Annotated in this window: 22 protein-coding genes; 13 read left to right on the forward strand and 9 right to left on the reverse strand. The window is 57.8% G+C overall.

Annotated elements, in window-relative coordinates; genetic code table 11:
- The 3 genes from HB630_RS23435 to HB630_RS23445 all read left to right on the forward strand — a co-directional run bounded on the left by HB630_RS23435 (position 1) and on the right by HB630_RS23445 (position 3,632).
- Positions 1-1,803 (forward strand): branched-chain amino acid ABC transporter ATP-binding protein/permease, encoded by a 1,803-nt coding sequence (locus HB630_RS23435; RefSeq protein ID WP_213775047.1) that lies wholly within the window; start codon positions 1-3, stop codon positions 1,801-1,803.
- Complete coding sequence (locus HB630_RS23440; RefSeq protein ID WP_213775049.1) at positions 1,804-2,517, forward strand: ABC transporter ATP-binding protein; 714 nt, start codon at positions 1,804-1,806, stop codon at positions 2,515-2,517.
- Positions 2,518-2,615: 98 nt separating this feature from the next.
- Positions 2,616-3,632, forward strand: a complete 1,017-nt coding sequence (locus HB630_RS23445; protein WP_249781011.1) for an alcohol dehydrogenase — start codon at positions 2,616-2,618, stop codon at positions 3,630-3,632.
- Positions 3,633-4,265: 633 nt separating this feature from the next.
- Here the strand turns inward: HB630_RS23445 and HB630_RS23450 are convergent.
- A complete protein-coding gene (locus HB630_RS23450) occupies positions 4,266-5,432 on the reverse strand; it encodes a DUF2235 domain-containing protein (protein WP_213775050.1) in 1,167 nt (388 codons plus the stop codon).
- A 115-nt stretch (positions 5,433-5,547) separates the two neighbouring features.
- Here HB630_RS23450 and HB630_RS23455 point away from each other — a divergent pair, with 115 nt between their 5' ends.
- Positions 5,548-6,702, forward strand: coding sequence for an acyltransferase (locus tag HB630_RS23455; RefSeq protein ID WP_213775051.1), 1,155 nt, complete (start codon positions 5,548-5,550; stop codon positions 6,700-6,702).
- Positions 6,703-6,946: 244 nt separating this feature from the next.
- The gene (locus tag HB630_RS23460) at positions 6,947-7,579 is read left to right on the forward strand and encodes an HAD-IA family hydrolase (protein WP_213775209.1); all 633 of its coding nucleotides are present in this window, start codon (positions 6,947-6,949) and stop codon (positions 7,577-7,579) included.
- A 187-nt stretch (positions 7,580-7,766) separates the two neighbouring features.
- Here the strand turns inward: HB630_RS23460 and HB630_RS23465 are convergent, their stop codons facing one another.
- Positions 7,767-9,557: a recombinase family protein gene (locus tag HB630_RS23465; RefSeq protein WP_249781012.1), complete on the reverse strand. Its 1,791-nt coding sequence runs from the start codon at positions 9,555-9,557 to the stop codon at positions 7,767-7,769.
- Here HB630_RS23465 and HB630_RS23470 point away from each other — a divergent pair.
- The 4 genes from HB630_RS23470 (at position 9,547) to HB630_RS23485 (ending at position 11,861) form a co-directional block, all read left to right on the forward strand.
- A complete protein-coding gene (locus HB630_RS23470) occupies positions 9,547-9,795 on the forward strand; it encodes a hypothetical protein (RefSeq protein ID WP_213775053.1) in 249 nt (82 codons plus the stop codon). The genes HB630_RS23465 and HB630_RS23470 overlap by 11 nt on opposite strands.
- 361 nt (positions 9,796-10,156) lie before the next feature.
- Positions 10,157-10,408, forward strand: coding sequence for an energy transducer TonB (locus HB630_RS23475; RefSeq protein ID WP_213775054.1), 252 nt, complete (start codon positions 10,157-10,159; stop codon positions 10,406-10,408).
- Between the two features lie 184 nt (positions 10,409-10,592).
- Positions 10,593-11,318, forward strand: coding sequence for an alpha/beta hydrolase (locus tag HB630_RS23480; protein WP_249781013.1), 726 nt, complete (start codon positions 10,593-10,595; stop codon positions 11,316-11,318).
- Positions 11,319-11,639: 321 nt separating this feature from the next.
- Positions 11,640-11,861, forward strand: a complete 222-nt coding sequence (locus HB630_RS23485) for a helix-turn-helix domain-containing protein (RefSeq protein WP_213775056.1) — start codon at positions 11,640-11,642, stop codon at positions 11,859-11,861.
- A 62-nt stretch (positions 11,862-11,923) separates the two neighbouring features.
- On the opposite strand, the gene HB630_RS23495 is transcribed toward HB630_RS23485, so the two are convergent.
- Positions 11,924-13,126: an integrase arm-type DNA-binding domain-containing protein gene (locus HB630_RS23495; protein WP_213775058.1), complete on the reverse strand. Its 1,203-nt coding sequence runs from the start codon at positions 13,124-13,126 to the stop codon at positions 11,924-11,926.
- 372 nt (positions 13,127-13,498) lie between these two features.
- Between HB630_RS23495 and HB630_RS23500 the strand changes: the two genes are divergently transcribed.
- Entirely contained in the window at positions 13,499-14,827 is a 1,329-nt protein-coding gene (locus HB630_RS23500; RefSeq protein WP_213775059.1) for a site-specific integrase, read from the forward strand.
- Between the two features lie 44 nt (positions 14,828-14,871).
- On the opposite strand, the gene HB630_RS23505 is transcribed toward HB630_RS23500, so the two are convergent.
- Complete coding sequence (locus HB630_RS23505; protein ID WP_213775061.1) at positions 14,872-15,231, reverse strand: hypothetical protein; 360 nt, start codon at positions 15,229-15,231, stop codon at positions 14,872-14,874.
- 597 nt (positions 15,232-15,828) lie between these two features.
- On the opposite strand from HB630_RS23505, the gene HB630_RS23510 reads away from it, so the two are divergent.
- On the forward strand, positions 15,829-17,031 hold the full coding sequence (locus HB630_RS23510; RefSeq protein WP_213775062.1) for a hypothetical protein: 1,203 nt from the start codon (positions 15,829-15,831) through the stop codon (positions 17,029-17,031).
- 266 nt (positions 17,032-17,297) lie between these two features.
- Here HB630_RS23510 and HB630_RS23515 read toward each other — a convergent pair whose 3' ends face one another.
- From HB630_RS23515 to HB630_RS23535, 5 genes are all read right to left on the reverse strand, one after another.
- Positions 17,298-17,501, reverse strand: a complete 204-nt coding sequence (locus HB630_RS23515; protein WP_213775064.1) for a hypothetical protein — start codon at positions 17,499-17,501, stop codon at positions 17,298-17,300.
- Between the two features lie 136 nt (positions 17,502-17,637).
- A complete protein-coding gene (locus tag HB630_RS23520; RefSeq protein WP_213775065.1) occupies positions 17,638-17,928 on the reverse strand; it encodes a hypothetical protein in 291 nt (96 codons plus the stop codon).
- Positions 17,929-18,295: 367 nt separating this feature from the next.
- The gene (locus HB630_RS23525) at positions 18,296-18,514 is read right to left on the reverse strand and encodes a hypothetical protein (protein WP_213775066.1); all 219 of its coding nucleotides are present in this window, start codon (positions 18,512-18,514) and stop codon (positions 18,296-18,298) included.
- A gap of 104 nt (positions 18,515-18,618) precedes the next feature.
- Positions 18,619-18,984: a hypothetical protein gene (locus tag HB630_RS23530; RefSeq protein WP_213775068.1), complete on the reverse strand. Its 366-nt coding sequence runs from the start codon at positions 18,982-18,984 to the stop codon at positions 18,619-18,621.
- A gap of 74 nt (positions 18,985-19,058) precedes the next feature.
- Complete coding sequence (locus HB630_RS23535; protein ID WP_249781014.1) at positions 19,059-19,700, reverse strand: hypothetical protein; 642 nt, start codon at positions 19,698-19,700, stop codon at positions 19,059-19,061.
- Between HB630_RS23535 and HB630_RS23540 the strand changes: the two genes are divergently transcribed.
- Together HB630_RS23540 and HB630_RS23545 are read left to right on the forward strand one after the other, a co-directional pair.
- Positions 19,678-19,893 (forward strand): hypothetical protein, encoded by a 216-nt coding sequence (locus HB630_RS23540; protein WP_213775069.1) that lies wholly within the window; start codon positions 19,678-19,680, stop codon positions 19,891-19,893. The two genes, HB630_RS23535 and HB630_RS23540, sit on opposite strands and share 23 nt — an antisense overlap.
- Before the next feature lie 17 nt (positions 19,894-19,910).
- The gene (locus HB630_RS23545; RefSeq protein ID WP_213775071.1) at positions 19,911-20,168 is read left to right on the forward strand and encodes a hypothetical protein; all 258 of its coding nucleotides are present in this window, start codon (positions 19,911-19,913) and stop codon (positions 20,166-20,168) included.
- The last annotated feature ends 178 nt before the right edge of the window (positions 20,169-20,346 follow it).

A 20,346-nucleotide genomic window follows, 5' to 3' on the forward strand; every position in this document is an offset into this window, starting at 1 on the left:
ATGCCTTTCTTGACCGCTCGCATGGCCGTATCGGCTGTAGGCGTCGCGCTTTTGATTGCCTGGCCGATCGTCTTTTCGTCGTTCTACGAACTCCGCGTGTTCGCGCTGGTTGGCGTCTTCGCGCTCCTCGCCATGGGGTATCAATTCATATTCGGTCATGCCGGCGCGCTGTCTCTCGCGCAGGGGCTATTTTTCGGGTTGGGGAGCTATACCACAGCCATACTCGCCGTTCGTCTGGGGCTCGGTTTCCCGGCCACCTTCGCCGCGTCCATCGCCTTGCCCGTGATCGCGGCAGCGCTGATTGCCCTATCCGTTTTGCGGCTCAGCTCGCATTATCTGGCGCTGGCCACGCTCGCCATCAGCCAGATCGTCATGCTCGAGGCCGTCGATCAAGTGTCGTTGACCGGCGGCGCGAACGGCTTGCCCGGCGTTCCGGCCCCGATGATGTTCGGCCTCACCGTCGGACGAGGTTTTCCGATGGTTGTGCTGATTTGGGGCCTGGTTGCGGTGGGAGCGGCATTTGCGCTTTGGGCCACCGGCGGTCTTCGCGGCAAGACGCTGCAGATCGTCCGCGAAGACGAAATCGCGGCGCGCTCCATCGGCATTGATACGGCTCGCATCCGCTTTTTCATGCTTCTGCTAAGCGCGGGCTATGCCGGAGCCGCCGGCGCGCTCTACGCCCACACCGTGCGGATCGCATCCCCGGAAGCGCTCGATCTCAAGACCATGATCACCTGCCTGACCATCGCCGTCATTGGTGGCCGGACCAATGTGTGGGGAGCGATCGTCGGCGCATTGTTTGTCATCAACCTTCCGGAATGGCTCCGCTTCCTCGAACAGTCTTATGTGCTCGTGACCGCGGTGCTGGTGCTCCTGGTTCTGATCGTCGCACCGGGAGGACTTGTGGGTCTGATCGAAAAGCTCTTTCCTCTCGCGCAAAGACCCGTTCCGAAAGATGTCACGTCGATCGGAAATATCGGCTCCGAAGACCGTGGGCCGGCGATCGGCGCCACTCGGACCACGGTCGCCGCGGCGCCATGCTCGCCATCAGCACAGTTACTTGAAATCGCGGCGATCAGCAAATCGTTTGGCGGAATCCGGGCTCTCAGCGACGTTTCATTCTCACTTGGCCACGGCTCCATCACCGGGCTCATTGGCGCCAATGGATCCGGAAAAACCACGCTCGTCAATTGTATCACAGGCGTCGAACACATCGACAACGGGCGGATTGTCCTTGACAGCACCGAGCTGTCCGGGTGGCGGGAGCACGATATCGCGAGAAAGGGCGTCGTCCGGACATTCCAGAATATTCGCCTCGTGGACGACATGTCGGTCTGGGACAATGTTGCCGTATCGAGCTTTTCCGGCCGGAGGCATCTTTCTGGTTACGACGCCAGCGCATCATACGCGCGCGCGGCCGACCTCCTCGATCATGTCGGGATAAGCGATCTCGGGCGGATGTGCGGCGCACTCCCTTATGGCGCGAAGCGACGTGTCGAGATCGCGCGGGCGCTCGCTCTTCAACCGCAGCTTATCCTTCTCGACGAGCCGGCTGCCGGCCTGAACGAATCCGAGCAGAACGATTTGGCCGCGCGGCTGCAGGGTTTGGCCAATACAGGCGCGACGATGCTGATCGTCGAGCACAACATGCCCTTTCTCACCCGGCTCGTGTCACGGATGATCTGCCTGGACCAGGGTAAGATCATCGCAGACGGATGCCCGCAAGACATCTACCGTAACCCGGACGTTCTGCGCGCTTATCTGGGATCGGATTTCACGCAGACGGATGTCCAGGGTAGCTAGATGACCGCCTCCGTTCTGAACATTGCGGGATGCAACGTTGCGTATGGGCAAATCAAAGCCTTGCATGACGTCGAGATCACCGTGGGGCCGGGCGAGATCATCGCGCTTGTCGGGGCCAACGGCGCCGGCAAAACCACGTTGATGAACGCCATCATCGGCCACTTGCCTGCTGTTTCGGGCAGCATCCGCCTCGAAGGTACGGAGATCAGCAGGTTGTCCGTCCACAAGCGAGTGCGGCTCGGACTCGGATACTCACCCGAGGGACGGCGGATATTTCCAGGGTTGAGCGTCAAGGAGAACCTCGATGTCGCCTCACGGGAGAGCTCGCTCGACTCCGCCCGGACCATCGATCAGGTCTATCACTTCTTTCCGGACCTCGCGGCAAGGCAGTCCTCGCTCGGATGGACTCTCTCGGGTGGACAGCAGCAGATGCTCGCGATCGGCCGCGCGTTGATGATGCGGCCGAAGCTTTTGTTGCTCGATGAGCCGTCGCTCGGCCTGTCGCCGAAACTGACCAACGAGGTGCTGACGCGGTTGCCGGAGATCGTCGCATCCGGAATGGCCGCTCTCATTGCCGAGCAGAATATGTTGAAGGCGCTGGATATTTCTCACCGGGCGTATGTGCTGCGGAACGGATCGATTGTTCAAAGTGGCGAGTCGCAGGTGTTGAAAAAGGACGACAATGTCCGGCGTGCATTCTTGGGTGGATCGTAAGGCGCCAATGAGGTGTCGTTTTTGGCTATTGGAGATGTGAAGTGGTTATGCGCTGTTGGGCCGTCGTCGAGCACGGAAAAGATCTGCAGGAAATCGAGATGCAAATTCCTGAGCCGAGCGGGGCTCAGGTTCTTCTGGAGGTGACGCATTGCGGCGTGTGCCATACCGACCTGCATGTTTGGGCGGGTTTCTATGACCTCGGCGCAGGCAAGCGAAGCTACCTCAGGGATCGCGGGGTCAAGCTACCGCTTGCCATGGGACACGAAATTGTCGGCCGTGTCGTCAAGATGGGACCGAAAGCGACTGGCGTGAGCGTGGGCGATGTACGTATCGTCTATCCATGGGTCGGATGCGGGCATTGCCGGCGCTGCCTCGCTGGCCAGGAAAATCTCTGTTCGGATGGACGGGCGATCGGAATATTCCAAAATGGCGGTTATGCGACCCATGTCATGGCACAAGCGTCACGACATCTGGTCGATCCCGGCAATCTCGATCCGGCTCTCGCGGCGACCTATGCCTGCAGCGGCATCACCGTCTATTCCGCGATCAAGAAGGTCTTGCCCTTGCCGCCGGATGAACCGATCGTCCTGATCGGCGCCGGTGGCTTGGGGTTGTCGGCGATCGCAATTCTCAAATCGATGGGACACCGTGCGATCATCAGCGTCGACGTAAACCAAGGCAAGCTGCAAGCTGCGCGCGATACCGGAGCCAGTCACACCGTGGACAGCACTACGCCCGACGTGGCCGACCGCATCCTCGCCGCGGCAGGAGCGCCTGTCATTGCGGTGATCGACTTTGTCAACGGCTCGACGACGGCTGCCTTTGCCGTCGACGTGCTATCCAAGGCAAAAGGCGGGCGCCTTGTCCAGGTTGGCCTGTTCGGTGGTGAGATCAAACTGGCTCTGCCAATCGTCGCGATGCGTGAACTGACGGTCGGCGGCAGTTATGTCGGGACATTGCAGGATTTGTTTGAATTGGTTGCGCTCGCCCAAAGTGGGAAGCTGGAGCCGACGGCCGTAACTATGGTTCCGATGGATCAGGCGAACGACGCCTTGAAACGACTTGAGCGTGGCGAGGTCGTGGGGCGTATCGTGCTCCAGTCTGAGCGGGCATAGACCACGGGCGCAGTTTGGCAAACTACGATTACAAATGCCGTTCGCGGCGATCACGACGAGCGCGGAAGCCGGCTCTTTTGTCACGCCGGTGCGTTCCGATCCCGCCCTCTGCGCTCTAACATCGATGGGCCGGCACAGAAAAACTCAAGAAAATTCCGAGAGGCCTGTACGCATGCTTAAGGGGAGCGCGCCCGCTCAACAACCTCGAGACGTACAGCGGGGCCCAGGAATTACGATGGGCTGGATTTTTGGTGCATCCGACGTCGCAGCCGGATAGGGGGGCGGAGTTATCGTTGGGCCAGGCGCGGCATCCTCGATCGCCTCCGCCGTCGTGCGCGCGCTATCCAATTAGGCGCGGCAGCTCACATAAACGTCTGTACCGGGCCGGGCACCAAAGCCAAGACACTTCTGGTCGTCTCTGGCGTTTGCGGCTGCAATCTGTTGATCGCGCGTCATGCAGCCTGCTACCGAGGTCGCCGCAGCGACCGCAACTAACAATATAAGCGTTTTCATTTCTTAGCCCCAGATTTTGAGTAGCCATCCAGATGCTGCTCCGTCAAGAGATCGGTAAGATCTATGGCGCTCGCGAGCGCACTTGAGGCGCTTTCCTCAACATTTTGGACGACTCTCCGATCAATCCGCGATTGTCGCCGCTGGATCGTCCGCACGCACGGAAGCCGCGATCTTGCCTGGATCAACCTTCCTCGATGCCGCCCAGGTCCGCAGCGCCGGCGGCCGGTAGGTCTTGTCCGCGCGCCAGCGCTCGAACACCGAGGTGTCGATGGTCTCGTTGATGTTGCTGACGCCGGGGCCTTCGTCCCTTGGCGCGATGCCGATCGGGCGATAATAGGGGCGGCCTAACGTCAGAAGGCGATACAGGCCCCACATGAATTCGGCATAAGAATCGGAGATCGGTGCAGCGTCGGCGGTAGCCTCGGCGGCAAAGCCGTCCTTGAAGGTGAGGCCGAGCGCCGCCGCCTTGCGCTCTAGCCATTTGAACGGAAGCTGCGCCAGCGGATCGCTGAAGCATCCGCCGCCGACATTGGCGTGGGCGCCGACGAACCAGCGCTGCTCGGTGCGCTCGATCGGCCGCGGCGTCGCGTGCGTCGCGCCTTCATTGGTCCAGAGCGTCGGCGCGAAGGCCTTGCGGTGCTCGTCGATCGCGAGCGCATGAAAGGCATATTCGTTGTTCAGGCGTAGCCCGGTGTTGAGGAACGGATAGGCCGATCCCTTCAGGCGGCGCAGCAGCGGGAAGGGCACGCCGAGCGCGCCGACCGTGTCGAACACGCCGAGGAATTTGATCGGCACGGCCTGCGCGAATTTCAGCATCCAGGATTCCTCGAAGCTGAAATCGGTCTTGCCGTTGTCCCGATCGGCCATCAGCTCGCGAATGGTTCGCTGGCCGGAGCGGCGGTAGCGCATGAACAACTGGTTGACGCCGAGCGGTGCGCCGCTTTGCAGCAGCCCGCATTTGGAAACGAACCCTGAGAGGCTGCGCGCGGTGTAGGCGCCGCGGCTGAAGCCGAAGATGAAGATCTCGTCGCCGGGCTGATAATGCTCCATCAGCCACTCATAGGCGCTGGTGATCGCGGTATCGATGCCGGCGCCGAACATGCCGCCGCTGATTTTTTCACCGAACTTGGTACCGAGGCCGGTCGAGTAATAGGCGCGCTGCTCGCGGCCGTCGGAGCCAACCGGCGAGAACAGCGCGCGGAAGCGCCAGATGTTGGTGTTGTCGCTGACCTCGTTCCAGGTGCCGTCCAGAAACAGCGCAAGACGTTTCATCGGTAGCTCGGGCATGGTCAGCCCCTCGAATCGAGAAATATTACCAAGTTTATCTCGCCGGCATGACGGATAGCCACGTAAGCAGATTGCCCGTCGGATTTCGCGGTTGCTTGCTCGCCAAGCGAAGGGGATGCTAGAAAGCAAAGAGAAAAGAGAGATTTCATTGAAAAAACAGGGATTTATTCCTCGCCTCGAATCTCTGCGCGGGATCGCCGCCCTCACGGTGGTCGGCTATCACGTCAACAACCAATTAGCGGGTGGCAGAGCGAACGGCTGGCTTGACAAGATGGCCGGCCGCCTTATTGGCGCCTGCGCCAATGGCACGGGGGCCGTGGTTACATTTTTCGTCTTGAGCGGCTTCGTTTTGGCACGCTCGCTCGACGGCAATTCGGATCCAGTCCGCTTCCTGCGCAACCGTCTGCTTCGGTTGTTCCCGGCCGCTGCGGCAGCCGTCGCATTGCTGACCGTGCTTTACTGGAAGTTCGGATTTTTCGTCGGATTCAGGGCATCATTCGATCCGATCAATGTCGTCCTGAATATGCTGCTGATCCGAAGCGACATCAACGTCGTGATGTGGTCGATGACCGTTGAATGCGTGGCGACACCGCTAATCCTGCTCAGCGTCTGGACGCTGCAAAAACGTAGCGACCCGCAACTGTGGGTTCTGATAATTGTCCTGATCGGCCTATCTTCCGTGGGACCCTATGTGCATCTGCTCGGCGGCTTCACCAACCTTGCGCCGCTCTACGCCTTCATCGTCGGCGTGTTGATTCATTTTAGGGGGGAGCAACGTGCGTCGTCGCTCAGCCCAAGGCTTGCTGTCGCTGTGGCGATCATCTCCATCGCGTTGTTTTGCTTCTGCGGATCGAGAACGCAGAGCGCGCTGGTTCTCCTGCTGGAATGTTTGAGTTCCGCGGCAATAATTGCACTGATCGCGTGGCGGCCAGCCATGGCTTTGTTCAAACCGCTCGATTCCCGGTTGGCTCGGTTTTATGGGCAGGTTTCCTATAGCTTCTACTTGCTGCACCTGATCGGAATCTCGATTGCCTTCCGCTTGACAGATCCTGCCGCACTGAATGCTGCGGGGCTTCCGCTATCCCTCACCGTTATGTTCGCAACCGCCGTTTCGATACTGCTGACAACGCCCGCGGCCTATCTGTCCTGGAGATTCATCGAAATGCCGGTGATTAATTTCGCAAAGTCGGTTGGCAGGAGACGCAGCCAAGACGTGATAGCAGCAAAAGAACGGACGACCGAACTGGATACGAACTCTAGTCTGATATAAGCCGATTGCCGTTATTACAATCCGTCTTAGAACGCGGCTGCGGGGAGGGGCATCTGGCTCAAGCTGCCTTCGGCAGAGCAAAATCAATCACCTGAGCTGATATCAGCGATGTGCTAACGAGCGAGATGACTTAACCTTTCCAACGCCAGATTTGAGAGCGGTGATTTCTTGGAGATTCCCTACGCTGGATATTGCCAGCGTGCTCACTGTTCGCGGCGATGGGTGCATGTATTGGTGTGTGTATATGATTGAAGCGGTGATCTGGGATTTCGGTGGGGTGCTCACGACCTCTCCCTTCGAGGCTTTTGCGAGGTTTGAGGCCGAACGTGGCTTGCCGGTCGATATCATCCGGCGCATCAACGCAGTTAATCATTTGGAAAATGCCTGGGCCAAGTTCGAACGTGCCGAGATCGATCTCGAAGCGTTCGATACGCTGTTCGCGATGGAATCGATGGCGCTCGGCGCGGAGGTGCGTGGCAGGGATATCTTGCCGCTGCTATACGGCGACTTGCGGCCGGAGATGGTCGAGGCGCTGCGGCGCGTGAAAGCAAAGTTCAAGACCGGCTGCATCACCAACAACCTTCCGGCCAACAGCACCGACAGCCCGGTCGGCCGCTCGCTCTATGTCGCCGAGGTGATCGTGCTGTTCGATCGCGTTATCGAGTCCGCCAGAATCGGGCTTCGCAAGCCGGATCCGCGCATTTACCGGATGATGACCGAAGCGCTTGGCGTCGACCCGAAACATTGCGTCTATCTGGACGATTTCGGCGTCAACCTGAAACCCGCACGCGAGATGGGCATGACGACGATCAAAGTACAATCCTCCGGTCAAGCGATCGCGGAGTTGGAAGCCGCAACGGCGCTGCGACTTCGATAGCTTTGGAACCATAAAGGTGCTGGTTGCCCCGTCGGGCAAATCAGTGATTTATGAGCTGCCTGGCGACTTCCAGGAGGCCTTCTCGTGTCGGATAATTTCTCAGAACTGGTCGAAATTTCTAAGCTGAACGGCGATTTCAAAAAGAATTACGGAAAGCTGCTAGGTGGGTATCTCTACCTTCGCTCGATCAGCGCCGCCCGTGGTCGGACTTATTTTTGGGGCGGCGTTCTCTTTGCCGTTGTTTCGATTGGATCGATTTCGTTGAAGATGCATGGTCTGTCTTGGCTAGGCGTTGGACGAGCGTTCGAATTAGCGTGTCGAAATCTTCGAACTGCTCTACTCCATGATTAAGCCGAGCTTCCTCAGAAAACCGTATTTGGCGTCCCGGCACCAGAGCCGTAGGCACCAGCAAGTAGTCGAGCAGGTCTGTGTTACGTTCAGTAAGCCTGATGGAGACGATCCAACCGGGGAAAAGGTGAGCGCGGACGTTTATCGACCACAAGGCAGCATGAGTGGCTTTCTTGCCTGGCTGCCATCTTGCAAGTCGAAAAGAGATGCCGGTTTTAGCGCTGAGGACGAGACAATTAGTCGCGCTATAGAAGGTGGGGCGCTTGCCGAGCCGCTGAATACTGTCTGCGAGTTGCGACGCCAAGTCGGTCATTAACCCGGCCCATTTTCCGCGAGATTCTAAGTACTCACAGTCTCGCTTGGACGCGTAACCGATTAAGCGATATGCGTTGCGCAGGCTCCCGAAGTGATTTTGGTAGGTTACAACGCAGGGAACACCGATGGCCTGTTCAATGATTGGGCCGTTGAGCTTTCTATGCTTCATCAGGAGTTTACGTAGTCGCGCCAGCATCTCCTCCTCGGATAGATCGACGCGGCGCTCTTCTATAATCTTTGCGGCGCGCAAGAACTCGTCTTGCTTGATAATCGGTTCGATGCAGCCTTCGCTTCTGACCCATAGGTCGGGCGGATTGTATTTTCTCGTTTCCTTGAGCTTATACGATCGGCGGTTGTATACGAGATTTCCGATGTAGTTTTCGTTTCTGAGGATGCGGCCTATTAATCCAGGATTCCACACGCGACCCGTGTTGGTGGGTATGCAATTTTTATTAAGTTCTTGAGCTATAGCTGCTTCTGACTGTCGTTGTAAGAACCGTTCAAAAATCCATTTGACAACCATCACCTCTTCGCAAGCGCCGGGGACGAGTCTTACATGGTCGGTGGCCAGATATTTGCGCTCGCCATTTCTGAGAATCGCCTTGGTCCTCTGCTTCTCGTCCACGAGTATCCGCCGTAGCCCGTATGCAGTTTGACCGCCCCTCGCAAAGCCAAGCCGAGCGAACCGGGAAGCTCCAGCGTGAACTTTAACTGAGAGCTCGCGACTGTATTCGGCCGCCATTACTCTTTTTAGATTCTTGACAATGCTGGACAGCATGGTGCCGTCATTGTCGAACTGCTCGGCGCAATACGTGATTTTAATGCCGGCTTGTTTGCAGAGAAATTCGTAGTGCGCACTTTCATCGATGTCTTGGAAACGTCCCCATCGGCTAACGTCGTAGACCAAGATGTGACTGAAATCGGCGCGGCCCGTGGAAACGTCTGCCAACAATTGCATCAGGCCAGGTCTGTTCTTAAGTTTCAGTCCACTTTCGCCTTCGTCTCGATATGTTCGGACGATAGATAGTTGGTGAATTTGAGCGTATGTCGCCATCACCGCGGCTTGATTTTCAATTGAATATCGCTGGTAGTCTGTGGACATGCGGACATATTGCGCCGCGCGTAGATCGGATTGCGATCGCGGTAGGTGAGTTCTTCGGACAACCAGCTCTTTGCCCATTGATGCAGCCCTGAATTTCGCTAGCAAAGCCTTCTGGCTCGAAATAAACAAAGCAGGTGCTTTTTTAGATGTGCCCGAAACGCAGCCCGGGGGACAATCCGTTCTCCCACCTCTTTGAGAGAGGATGGCCTTCATCTCGAATTATACCATAGCCGGCCTCTTATCGGCGAATTGCCTCAGAATATTTGGGACGTTCAGCACCACATTCACCTATGACCCCAATGGCAACCAGATCTCCAGGTTGGGGCGCAACATCGCCTACGCCTTCTATAACAAGCTCGTGAGCATCACCCAGGGCGGGCGGACCATCAGCTTTCTGGACGACACCGAGCATCAGCGCTTCAAGCAGGTGACGCCGGAAGGGCCGAGGTGAGCAATCCCCGGGGCGTCGACGACGAGCTGGACCGGGTATCTCTCGGTCGGTAGCCGGCAGAATGTGAGCGCTTCTCACCACCACCGTTGGCGCCCGGTGTACCAAGGCAGTACGGCGCTTTTTTGGATCAGCCAACCACGTCTAGCGTTCGAAGCGCCTGTTGGACAGGGTCGGCTGTCCGTCAGTCGTGTTGTCGTTATGTGAAGAGCTACATGCCGATAGTACCCCTCTGGGGGCAGGTTGCTGGTCGATCGGTCGGTAATCGGGCAGCGCCAACAACATCAAGGGCGCCGAGCAACAACAGGACGCGCAAACGATCAGAGATCAGGAGACGGAAAAAAATCGCATCAACGCCTATGTCATGCGGCTCGGCAAAAAGGCCCGGGCCAACCTACTCTATCCGGATGATGGCCGCAGTGGTTCCCCCGTCGTCGCCTTTACCGTCCTTGTCAGCGGCCAGATTCGCCCGGGTAGCCTGAAGATCGCGGAAAGCAGCGGTCAGGCCGCGCTCGACGCCAGCGCGCTGAAGACCATTCGTGCCAGCGCTCCTTTCGATCCGCCGCCGCGCGAGCTGCCGCTGGCGATCACGGTCGACTTCACCCGAAAGCGTTGATCGTCTCTAAAAATGCGGTCCGAGGTCGGGCAGCCGCGCAAGCCGGATCGGCGCGATAGGATGCCCGACCAGTAATTGCACGCTGTTCTGCCCGATTGCGCGATCACGAAACGCGGGGGATTGCGTCTCGATCCATTTTACCCGTTCCTATTTCCTGACGGATTTCATAGGACAGGAAAAAGCAATGCCATACGTTGATGCCTCCGGAGCAAAGCTCTATTTTGAGGAATACGGCGAAGGCTATCCGATCATTTTCATCCACGAACTCGGATCGGACCTTCGTCAATGGGAAGATCAGGTCCGCTACTTCTCGCGCGCATATCGTTGCGTCACCTGCAATGCTCGCGGCTATGTGCCCAGCGATGTTCCTGAAGATCCTGCCGCCTATGGTTGGGAACAATCGATCGATGATGTCACAGCCGTCATGCAGGGGCTGTCGATCGACTGCGCTCATCTGATCGGCCTAAGCATGGGCGCCTATACGGGGCTGCAATTTGGGCTACGACATCCGCGCAAGGTCAGCGCGATTGTCTGCGCAGCGGCAGGATCCGGCTCCCCGCCGTCCCAGCGTCATGCTTGGTTGAGAGAAACCTCAATTCTCGCTCGCGGCTTCGAGCGCAGCACGGATTCGATCTCCGAAAAAGTCGCGAACAGCGCAACACGCATTCAGCTCAAATATAAAGATCCAAAACGCTGGCAAGCGTTCGCAAGCCAATTGCGTGAACAATCGGGCAAGGGACTGTCCAACACGGTCATCCGTTGCCAGGCGATGCGCCCATCATTGCACGACCTGCGTGACCGGCTCGCGAGAATGATGGTGCCGGTCCTGCTGATCGTGGGCGACGAAGACGCGGCCTGTCTCGAAACCAACCTGATGCTGAAATCCACACTTCCAAATGCCGGCCTTTGAATTTCTCCCAACACCGGTCACTCGATCAACCTTGAAGAGCCAGCGTCGTTCAATATCCAGGTTGAAGCCTTCCTCAATGCCGTTGAGCGAGGGAGCTGGCGGCGCGGTTATCCAACAAGCGACTACATAACAACCAGCAGAATGCCCGAACTCAGATTGCTCGCCAACTCCACGATCGAGCTCGGAGAGGACACGACCGATGCCAACGTCGTCCCGTTGCATCAAGGGCAATCGCCGTTCTGAGCTGCTGCCGCTCGCCATTGACTTCGTCGGATCCGTGTCTTTGGTGAAACAACTTCCCGCGCCTGAAGGGAGGGCTCAATGAAACTTGCGGCCACCAGGTCGGCACCGAAAACAACGATCCCGCTTTCGGAGCGGCCGACACTGGCCGTCGATGAGTTTTGCAAGATGGTCGGAATCGGGCGCTCAACTTTCTACAAGGCGGTAGCGGCCGGGGACCTCAAGGTCCGCAAATACGGAAAACGGACCTTCATCACAAGGGAGGAGATGCTGAGGTTTGTCGAAAACATGCCGGCCGGCTGACCCGATGCAGATGCCCCGAAAAGGCGTTTGATGGGACGAAGGTGACGTGGCGCCACGTCATTTCAGAGTGACGACACGGACGCATTCCCTTCGGCGTCACCACGATGGGGCGATTGATCAGAACGAGATGCACCATCAAGGCCCTTAGTGGCGTATTCTTCCCAGGCGGTCATCAATTGGCGACGCTTCGCCAGCGCCGTGCGGCGTCGATATGCAGTCTCAGTTTCGTCGCCAACGGCATGCGCAATCGCGGCCTCCGCAACTTCCCATGCCACCTCCGTTTCGTCGCCGGCCCAGTCCCGGAAGGTCGAACGAAAGCCGTGCGTCGTGGCGGGTGTGCTGGTGTGCCGAGCGATGCGCTTGGAAAGCGACACGTCACTGACCGGCCGGAACGGCAATTGCGCCAGGGCGGCTGCGGTCAGGGGGATTTCATGCTTCCTTTCGCCCTTCATTCGGCCCGGCGGGATTGTCCATAGATCTCCCTTTATTTCGGCTTCAGAATCCATTTCATAGGCTTCATTGAAACGGCAGGCGGTGAGGATGATCCAGCGCAGCATGCGTGCCGCATCTGACGCGTCGGCCGAAAGCCGCTGCCAGAATTTCGGCAGTTCCTCATAGGGCAGGGCGGGGTGATGCTTCACCTCCGACTTGCGGCGCCGCGCCAGCACCTGGTCAAGGTGACCGCGCCAAAGGGCCGGATTTTCGCCCGCGCGCAGCCCTTCGGCCTTCGCGCCGTTCAGTACCGCCTCGATACGGCCGCGGACCCGTCGCGCAGTTTCCTTCTTCACAGTCCAGATCGGCCTCAGCACTTTCAGTACGGCCTCGGTGTCGACGTTGCCGACAGTCAGATGACCGATGTGCGGGTAAGCGTAATCGCGAAGTGAGTTGCGCCATTGCTGCCGGTGCTTCTCGTTTTTCCAGCCGGCCTCTTTTCCGGAAATGAAGGCATCCGCGTAAGCCTCGAACGTGATCGAGCGGGACGCGTCGGCCTTGGCTTCGGCGCGCCTGGTGTTGCGATCTTCGATCGGGTCTTTGCCATTGCGGAGCAGGGCGCGGGCGTCGTGCGCCGCGTCGCGCGCCTTCGCCAGCGTCACGTCGTCGGCGGTGCCGAGGCCCATGTACCGCTCCTTGCCGGTCAGCGGGCTTTTGAACCGAAACACCCAGGAGCGGTTGCCATTCTTGTCAACGTCGAGACGCAGTCCGCCGCCATCGCTCAGCCTGCTGCCAGGTTTGGCATGCTCAACCTGTTTTGCCGTTAGGATCATGAGATGTCCGCCTAACCCACGAGGACGTCGACCTGGCGTGAGTGTCCGCCTAACCCACGCGTCAACCCACGTCGATGAGATGGATTATGCCAGACTTCGGCGAACCCGCGAAGATGCATCGCGAACAAATGTGCTTGATATATCGAAGATTTTTGGACGCTGGCGGACGTTGGTGGATGTGTGCGGACGGGGTGCTGGCGGAGGGGTGTCCGCCGACGAGAAACACAAAACAGCTATAATCATAGGTCTTCTCGGCAGTTTAAGGCATATTGTAAAACAAAAACGTAAAACATAGTGTCAAACAATTGACTATCGAACTGACCGCCGATAGATCTGGCTTCATCATATTGAAGGCAGCGCGGCGAGGCAGAAATGGCGCACGAAGGGTTACGGCAACGGGGTAGTTTCTGGTGGTTCTTCCGCCGAACCCCCAAGGAATATGCGGCGGTTGAGAAGCGCCGCGTTGTCCAGCTCTCGACCGACATCCGGGTTGCCGATGACCCAAAGGCGATCTCCGCCCGCCGGAAGGCGAAAGAGTTGGACACCGAACTTCATAACGAATGGCGCATGATGTTATCGGGCTCGACCGCCGAACAGATGCAGGAATATCGCGCTGCTCGCGACGCCGCCCACAAGCTGCGGATATCCCCTCCGATCAGCAACCAAGCCGACCGTGACATTGTAGAGGCCGCCCGGCGCATTCTGGCCGCCCATGGCGCGAACCTTTTGATGGATCGCCCCACGGCTCTGGCCGTCACCGACCAAGCTCCAAAGCCATCTATTACGTTCGAGGAATGCGCCAAAGAGTACATCCGCATAAATGCGGATGCGTGGAAAAATGGCAAGCATTCGGCTCAATGGCCTTCGACATTGGAAGCCTATGTCTATCCGCATATCGGGAGGTTGCCGGTCGCCGAGATCGGCAAGGAACACGTTCTGCTTTGCATCAAACCGATCTGGGATGCGCGGAAGCTGGAAACCTTCCGCCGGGTGAGGGGCAGGATCGAGTCCATCCTGGATTACGCCAGCGCGCACGACTACCGATCCAAAGAGAATAACCCAGCCCAATGGAAGGGCAACTTGAGCCACATTTTTCCGAAGTCCGGCGCCGTCAAGCAGACGAAGCACCACGGAGCGATGCACTTCGATGAGGTTCCAGCATTCATTACCCGCTTGCAGAAACAGGCCGGATCTGCGGCCCGCGCGTTGGAGCTGACGATCTTGACCGGGTTGAGGACAGACGCCGTTCTTGGCGGCAAGTGGGCGGAGATCGATTTCGAAAAGAATGTATGGACGATTCCGGCGGCGAGATCGAAGCGCAAGCCGGAATTCGCCGATCTGCCGCATCGGGTGCCGCTGACCCCGCGCATGGTAGCGCTCCTGAAAGATCTGCCACGTGATGGCGAATACATCTTTGCCGGCGCGGCCAAGGGCAAGCCGCTCAGCAACATGTCCATGCTCGTCCTCCTGCGGCGCATGAAGATGGACGGCATCACGACGCATGGCTTTAGATCAACGTTCCGGGATTGGGCCGGCGAAAAGACGAACCACGAGGATCGGCTTTGCGAGTTCGTTTTGGGCCACGTCACCAGCGGCACTCGTGGAGCTTACCAGAGGATGGATATGCTCGATAAGCGCCGCGCCCTGATGGACGATTGGGGGAACTACTGCTACGGCGCGCCCATGGCGGTGGCGGCGTAATGAGAAGGGGAAAGCGTCGAAAGCGGCGCTCCCTATTGGTTATGCTATGCGGCGATCTGGCGCGGACTGGCGTTGTCGTTCCCTATGGTCGCGTTGATCGCACCGCGAGCCAGAACCCGGCGGGCGTAGTCGAGAGCGCCGCCTTCGGCGATCAGGCGGTCGCGCTCGGCTTCCATCCGGATCAGCAACGGCAGCGCGCCGGGCAGGTTATGATACTGGATCATAAAGGCCAGCGCTTGAACTGCGGTCTCATAATCCTCTGCGGTAAGTTCTTTCATCATGCTTTGACCCGCCGTCCAGTTATGCGGCCATTTGTACGGCTGGATTCCGCGTTCGCGACTTCCGCACCCAAAATCCCTTCCGCCTCGCGAGACTGCGAACGCGCTCTCGGACATCGCCTTCATCGCAGTTCCTTTCAAGGTTTGACAGGATCAACGGCGGCGAGAATGCGTACCCGATCGATCCGCATTCAAGCGGTCGCGAAAAAAGAAATCGTTTGCGGGACGCGTCGGAAGATCTGCGCGACGCCGACTGGTGCTAGGTCTGGCCAGTAACGCCGCTCATAGAAAAAGAGCCCCGGCAGGCGACGACAACCGGGGCTCTTTCTTCATCACGAATCACCGAGGGGCTGACTCGGTTTCTTCGCGCTGGTCCAGTAAAACCCACCCAGCGCGCCGACAATTGGTCCTTCGTATCGTAGTAATTTAGTTCGCGTTACTACATCCGAGCCGCGTTTGAGATGATTGAGAAATTTTCTCCGATTGGGCACCACGTTGTGCCGAATTGAAACGATTGAGAAATTTCCTCCGATTTGCCGCCACGTGGCGGCGGTTCAGCGCGACTGGCCGCCGCACTGCTTACCGACTAAACGTTGAATGAGGATTGATCGTCTGCCAGCCATTGGCAATGGCGGGCAGGGAAGGAAGTCATGATCCTTCTTTTGGCCGTGACCCCTCCGGTCGCCCGCCAGCTTCACTTTGGAGGGGCGACGGTGGTTCTCAATGACAATCAAAAACAATTCACAGGACGAGTCCGCCAAGCGCGGATTCTTGGTGGTGCATCGCGACCTCTGGGATGATCTTGTTTTCAAGCCGCTTCCGGAAAGCGAGCGTGGAGCCTGGCTCTGGCTGATGAAAGAGGCGGCTTATACCGACCGCGTATTTTGGATTGGTGACGTTTGCTATGATCTCCAGCGTGGCCAACTCGTTCACAGCTATGGATATATTGCCGAGAAGCTGATCTGGCTTACCGCCGATGGCAAGCCGAATGCGAAGGCGGCGGAGCGCTTTTTGAAGCGACTGGCGGCGCGCGGCAGGATCATGATGGAGCCGACCAAGGGCGGCTTCAAGTTGATTTCCATCGTCGGCTATGACGAAAGCCAGCTTGCGTCTGGCTACAACAAGGGGGCCTCTTCTCGACGAGGTGTCGAGGGGGATGGCAGGGAAAAGCCGCGCTCTGGTCGAGCTAATGCCGACCTCCTGTCGAGGGACTGTCAACCTCCTGTCAACAAACAGAAGTCAGGTAATGCAGGTAAGTCCGGTAACTCCGGTGATTCCCGTAATACCGGTAAGTCCGAAAATACCCGTGATACCGGTAATACTTTCGGATCAGCTTGCGCGATTGACGACCCTGATTCACCTAGCGCGGAAGAAATCCATGGCTCTGCCAACATAATCCCCTTTCGACGGACAACGATTTCCCCGGAAGAGGCCCATTCAACAGCGGAATCCATTTCCTACCCGCCCGGTGATTCATGCGAATTGACAGAAGAGACTCTTGAGACCTTGATCCCGGAGATTTTCGATCTGGCCAGCGTTCCGGTCGCCCAAGAATTGGCAGCGGCGGGCGGCCTGTCTTATCTGCGCACGGTCGTAGAGCGCGCCATCGATCTGCCGCGAGCCACCCGTTACAGGGCGCTGGCCGGAGCGGCGCGGTTTATGAGCGACGATTGGATTATGAGCGAAGATTGGAATGACGCCAGGTCGGACCCGAATGCCGGGCTTGAAGCGGGCAGGCTATATGTCGCGGATTTGCGCCGCCGGGCAGAGCAAAAACTGGGTGCCAACTGCGATTTCCTTGTTGATCGGGCCGTGAAGTTATCCGACTGCGATCTGGATAAAGCGCTGGCGGTTATCGAGGGTTCGCCCGACATCGCGTCATTCAAACTTGCCATTGAAAATCTCGCTGCCCGCAACGCGGCGTGACAGGTACCCCCGCCCTAGCCGTGAACTTGCCCTGTTTGTCGTCGATCGTCCCGTTCCAGCGCGCCGAAACAGCGGCTTGACCCGCTATGATCGCAATTCTCTGCATTCTACGGCGACCAAATCATTTCTGGCAGAGAGCCACTTGACGAACTCATCCCTTGCGGCGTCGAACGATGCGGCGGATGATTGCACCAGCCGCCGACATTCCTGGCCCCCGTTGCACGTCGCGTGGTCCTCAGCAGAGCAGGAGTTTCATCGGCCCGTTTTCAGTGTGGCGACCTCAAGCCGGGCGACGCAATCCATTCAGAAAGCCGGCTCGCAATTTCATCCTGGCGCGCGCGGCGGAGAAGCGTGTCGCGCTCGGGACCCGGCGGCAATGTTTTTGCCTTTTCACGGAGTTGGCGCGCCTCTTCGGCAAGACGCTCTTCGAGCGGACCATTCTGGACAAAACGACGGCGTTTATCTGGCATGGGACCCTCACATCGCTGGACGAAAGGTCGATGACCTGCGGATCGCAAATTATGCCAAGTTTTCGATTGAACGCGAGCGGAAAATGTTGAGTCGTTCCGGGAATAATTAGGAAAGTTTCGGCTAATTGACCGAAAATTATAGATCACGTTTTAGCTTTCGTGGGGCCCAGTACGGGCTTTTGTGTGCCGGATTGAAGACGCGCGCGACATCGCGATCGATGGCCCGATGAAGGCTTATCTTTGCAAACATCATCGGTGCGCGATCTTCCGCGGCATCGATCAGCATCTGAACGGCGGTCTGCCATTCCTTCATATCTTGCTCGGTTTTTGGAAGGTTTCCGATAAAATTTGCGGCGTCTCGCAGTGTTCGTGCCGGCGCGCCTTTCGGCAGGGGGACGGGCTGATCGAATGGGCGGTCCCAGGACACGACGCAAGACTCCGTGGGAGAAGCTGGGTAAAATCCAGATCTGCAGGATTGGTTCCTAGCTATTTGTTATCGGACTTCGGATCGCCCAAGAGTCGCCCGGACATCAGGTTGATGAAATGCAGCCCGCCGCAGGCCGGACAAGCGACAGACTCGAAAGTGTCCTCACGAACAGGGGTATTATCGGGCAGCCAATGCTGCACCCTTCTGCCGGTGATGGGGCATTTGAATAGAGGACGATGGGTCATGTCCAAAATGTGCCTGCAAAAATCGAAACACAAAATTCCGTATCTATACATCCGGAGATTTACCGGAATTTTGCAGGAACGATTGTTCCCACGTAGTTCGGCGCTGGCGCGGATCCACGGTCTTATGGCTCGCGCTTGGGATGGAGCGCGGCTTTTCGTGCCTCCAGTTCTTCTATCAGCGCCTTGAACCGTTCAATTGCGAACGGGTCGTTGATTGTGGCACAGATTCTCTGAATGCGCGCGATTTGTTCATTGAGTTCGACGCACCTTTCACACATTACGGGCTCACCTTCGTAGAAGGATTTAGTTCGTCCAAATGAAAAGGAGATGTTGGGCGACATGTTCCGCGCCGCGGCGATTACATATCGGGATAATCGTCTCGTTTGCGTGAGGCCAATATAACGGCTATGCGTACCATGCTCAGGTGTCGACCGGGGCAAACCAGCTAACTTGCGCGTAGGCCGAACCGCAGCGACAGTTGGCGGATCGAAGGTTCGTGACGCTTGATAAAATCGGCTAGTCCTGGCGGAATATCGCAGCCTTCCAGGTCGCATCTGCGGTGCAATTCCAGAGCGATGTCCTCGGAAACGTCCCGCGACCAACCCTCGGCGGTATTGAAGGAAAATATGCCGATCGGATTATTGTACTGGCCATCTAACAAATCGGTGACGACAGTCTCGAAATCGGTTGCCTCGTAATCGGCTTCTCGCCAGACGCGGCCGAGACGACCAAGATCATCGACCACAAGGTAGATATCTTGATCGTCTCCACGCGGCACGATGGACGGCGTCCGGGCTCCGGGCTTACGCATACGCAACTCCACGCCACAGCACCCGATTCAAGAACAGGACGGTTGAAAAGTTCCTCGGCGCCGATGGACCCGGCTTATCTCCTTGCTTTTCGCGGATCGAACTTCGGCAAATTCGAAGGCTGTTTCATCGGCGGTAGATCGTTCGGTCGCTGGGGATAGTGAAACTCCGTACCGAGCAGCCAGCGCCCTTCGAACCGGTCCCAGAACTGCATCGCATCGAGTTGCCAAGCAAACTCATAAACCCGCCAAAGACCGCCGTCGCTAATTTTCTCGCCGGTCGCATTGAACGGAACGCTGTTGATCTTGCATAATGCGTCAATCACGTCCCAATTCGCCCTGATATATCCGTCCTCAAGTGCGACATGATACGGGCGCTCCGGCCGCCAGCGCAGTCCTCCGCCACGTTGATTGAATCCCTTTCGCTGCATCAGGAATTCGGGAATGCGGGCGATCGCCTTGGCAATCCGCCGCGCCTCATCCGAGGTCAGATGGCTATGGCCGAACGACCATTTTTGCAGATCATCCCGGAAATGCACCAAGGCCAGCCGGAAGCCGTTGGCATCCCGCACCTCGAAACAGTCGGGACCTGGCTGTTCGACCCGCCAGGGTGGCGGAAACCGGCGTTTCGGATCGCTTGACTTCATGAGAACATAATGAGAACATTCAGGGCGTTCAGTCAACTTGGAACCCGCCATGCCGGAGCCTGCCGCGCCCAATCCACAGGCCGACGCCGACCGGCTTGAAGCGGCGGTCGACCAGACAATCGCGGCCTGCGGCGGTGACGTTCGCGCCGCGCTCAAGGCGGTGCTCGTCGCGAACGAGTATCTTGAGGCAGAACTGGAATCATCCGTCTCCGCAGGGTATTTGCGGGGTTATAAGCACGGGCGATTCAAGCCGTACAATGGCTGACGAAGGGATCGATTCACATGAGCACAGCCGGTCAGCAACTAGGCATCGACATTGCTCACAATCTTATGTTGATGACGTTGTTCGGCATCCTCGCCGATATGGCGCAAGACCCGGACGGGTTTCGAACCGACGTGAAGAAGGCGTTGTTCGATTTGGCCGACGAATACAGCTTGTCCGGAATTTCACCTGCAATGGCGACGGAGGCTCGCGAGGCCGCAAAGCTGATTATCGGCGCCATTCTCCAGAATCCAAAACCGTTCCAGCAAAACAGTTGACGCCTGCACAACTTCCGCACAACTTCTTGAATGCGCGTACATCAACTGCTAGTTATTTTTCCATACTAAAAAAATGTGTCTAGCGGCGGCCATCGGGCCGCCGTTTCCGTTTTAGAGCCCAGCGGCACGTCGGTAACAACCTAGTTTCTTGTAAAGCGCCGTTTCAACTGCTGGTCTC

Source organism: Bradyrhizobium sp. dw_78 (assembly GCF_018449525.1).
In the GTDB taxonomy this organism is placed as follows: Bacteria; Pseudomonadota; Alphaproteobacteria; order Rhizobiales; family Xanthobacteraceae; genus Bradyrhizobium.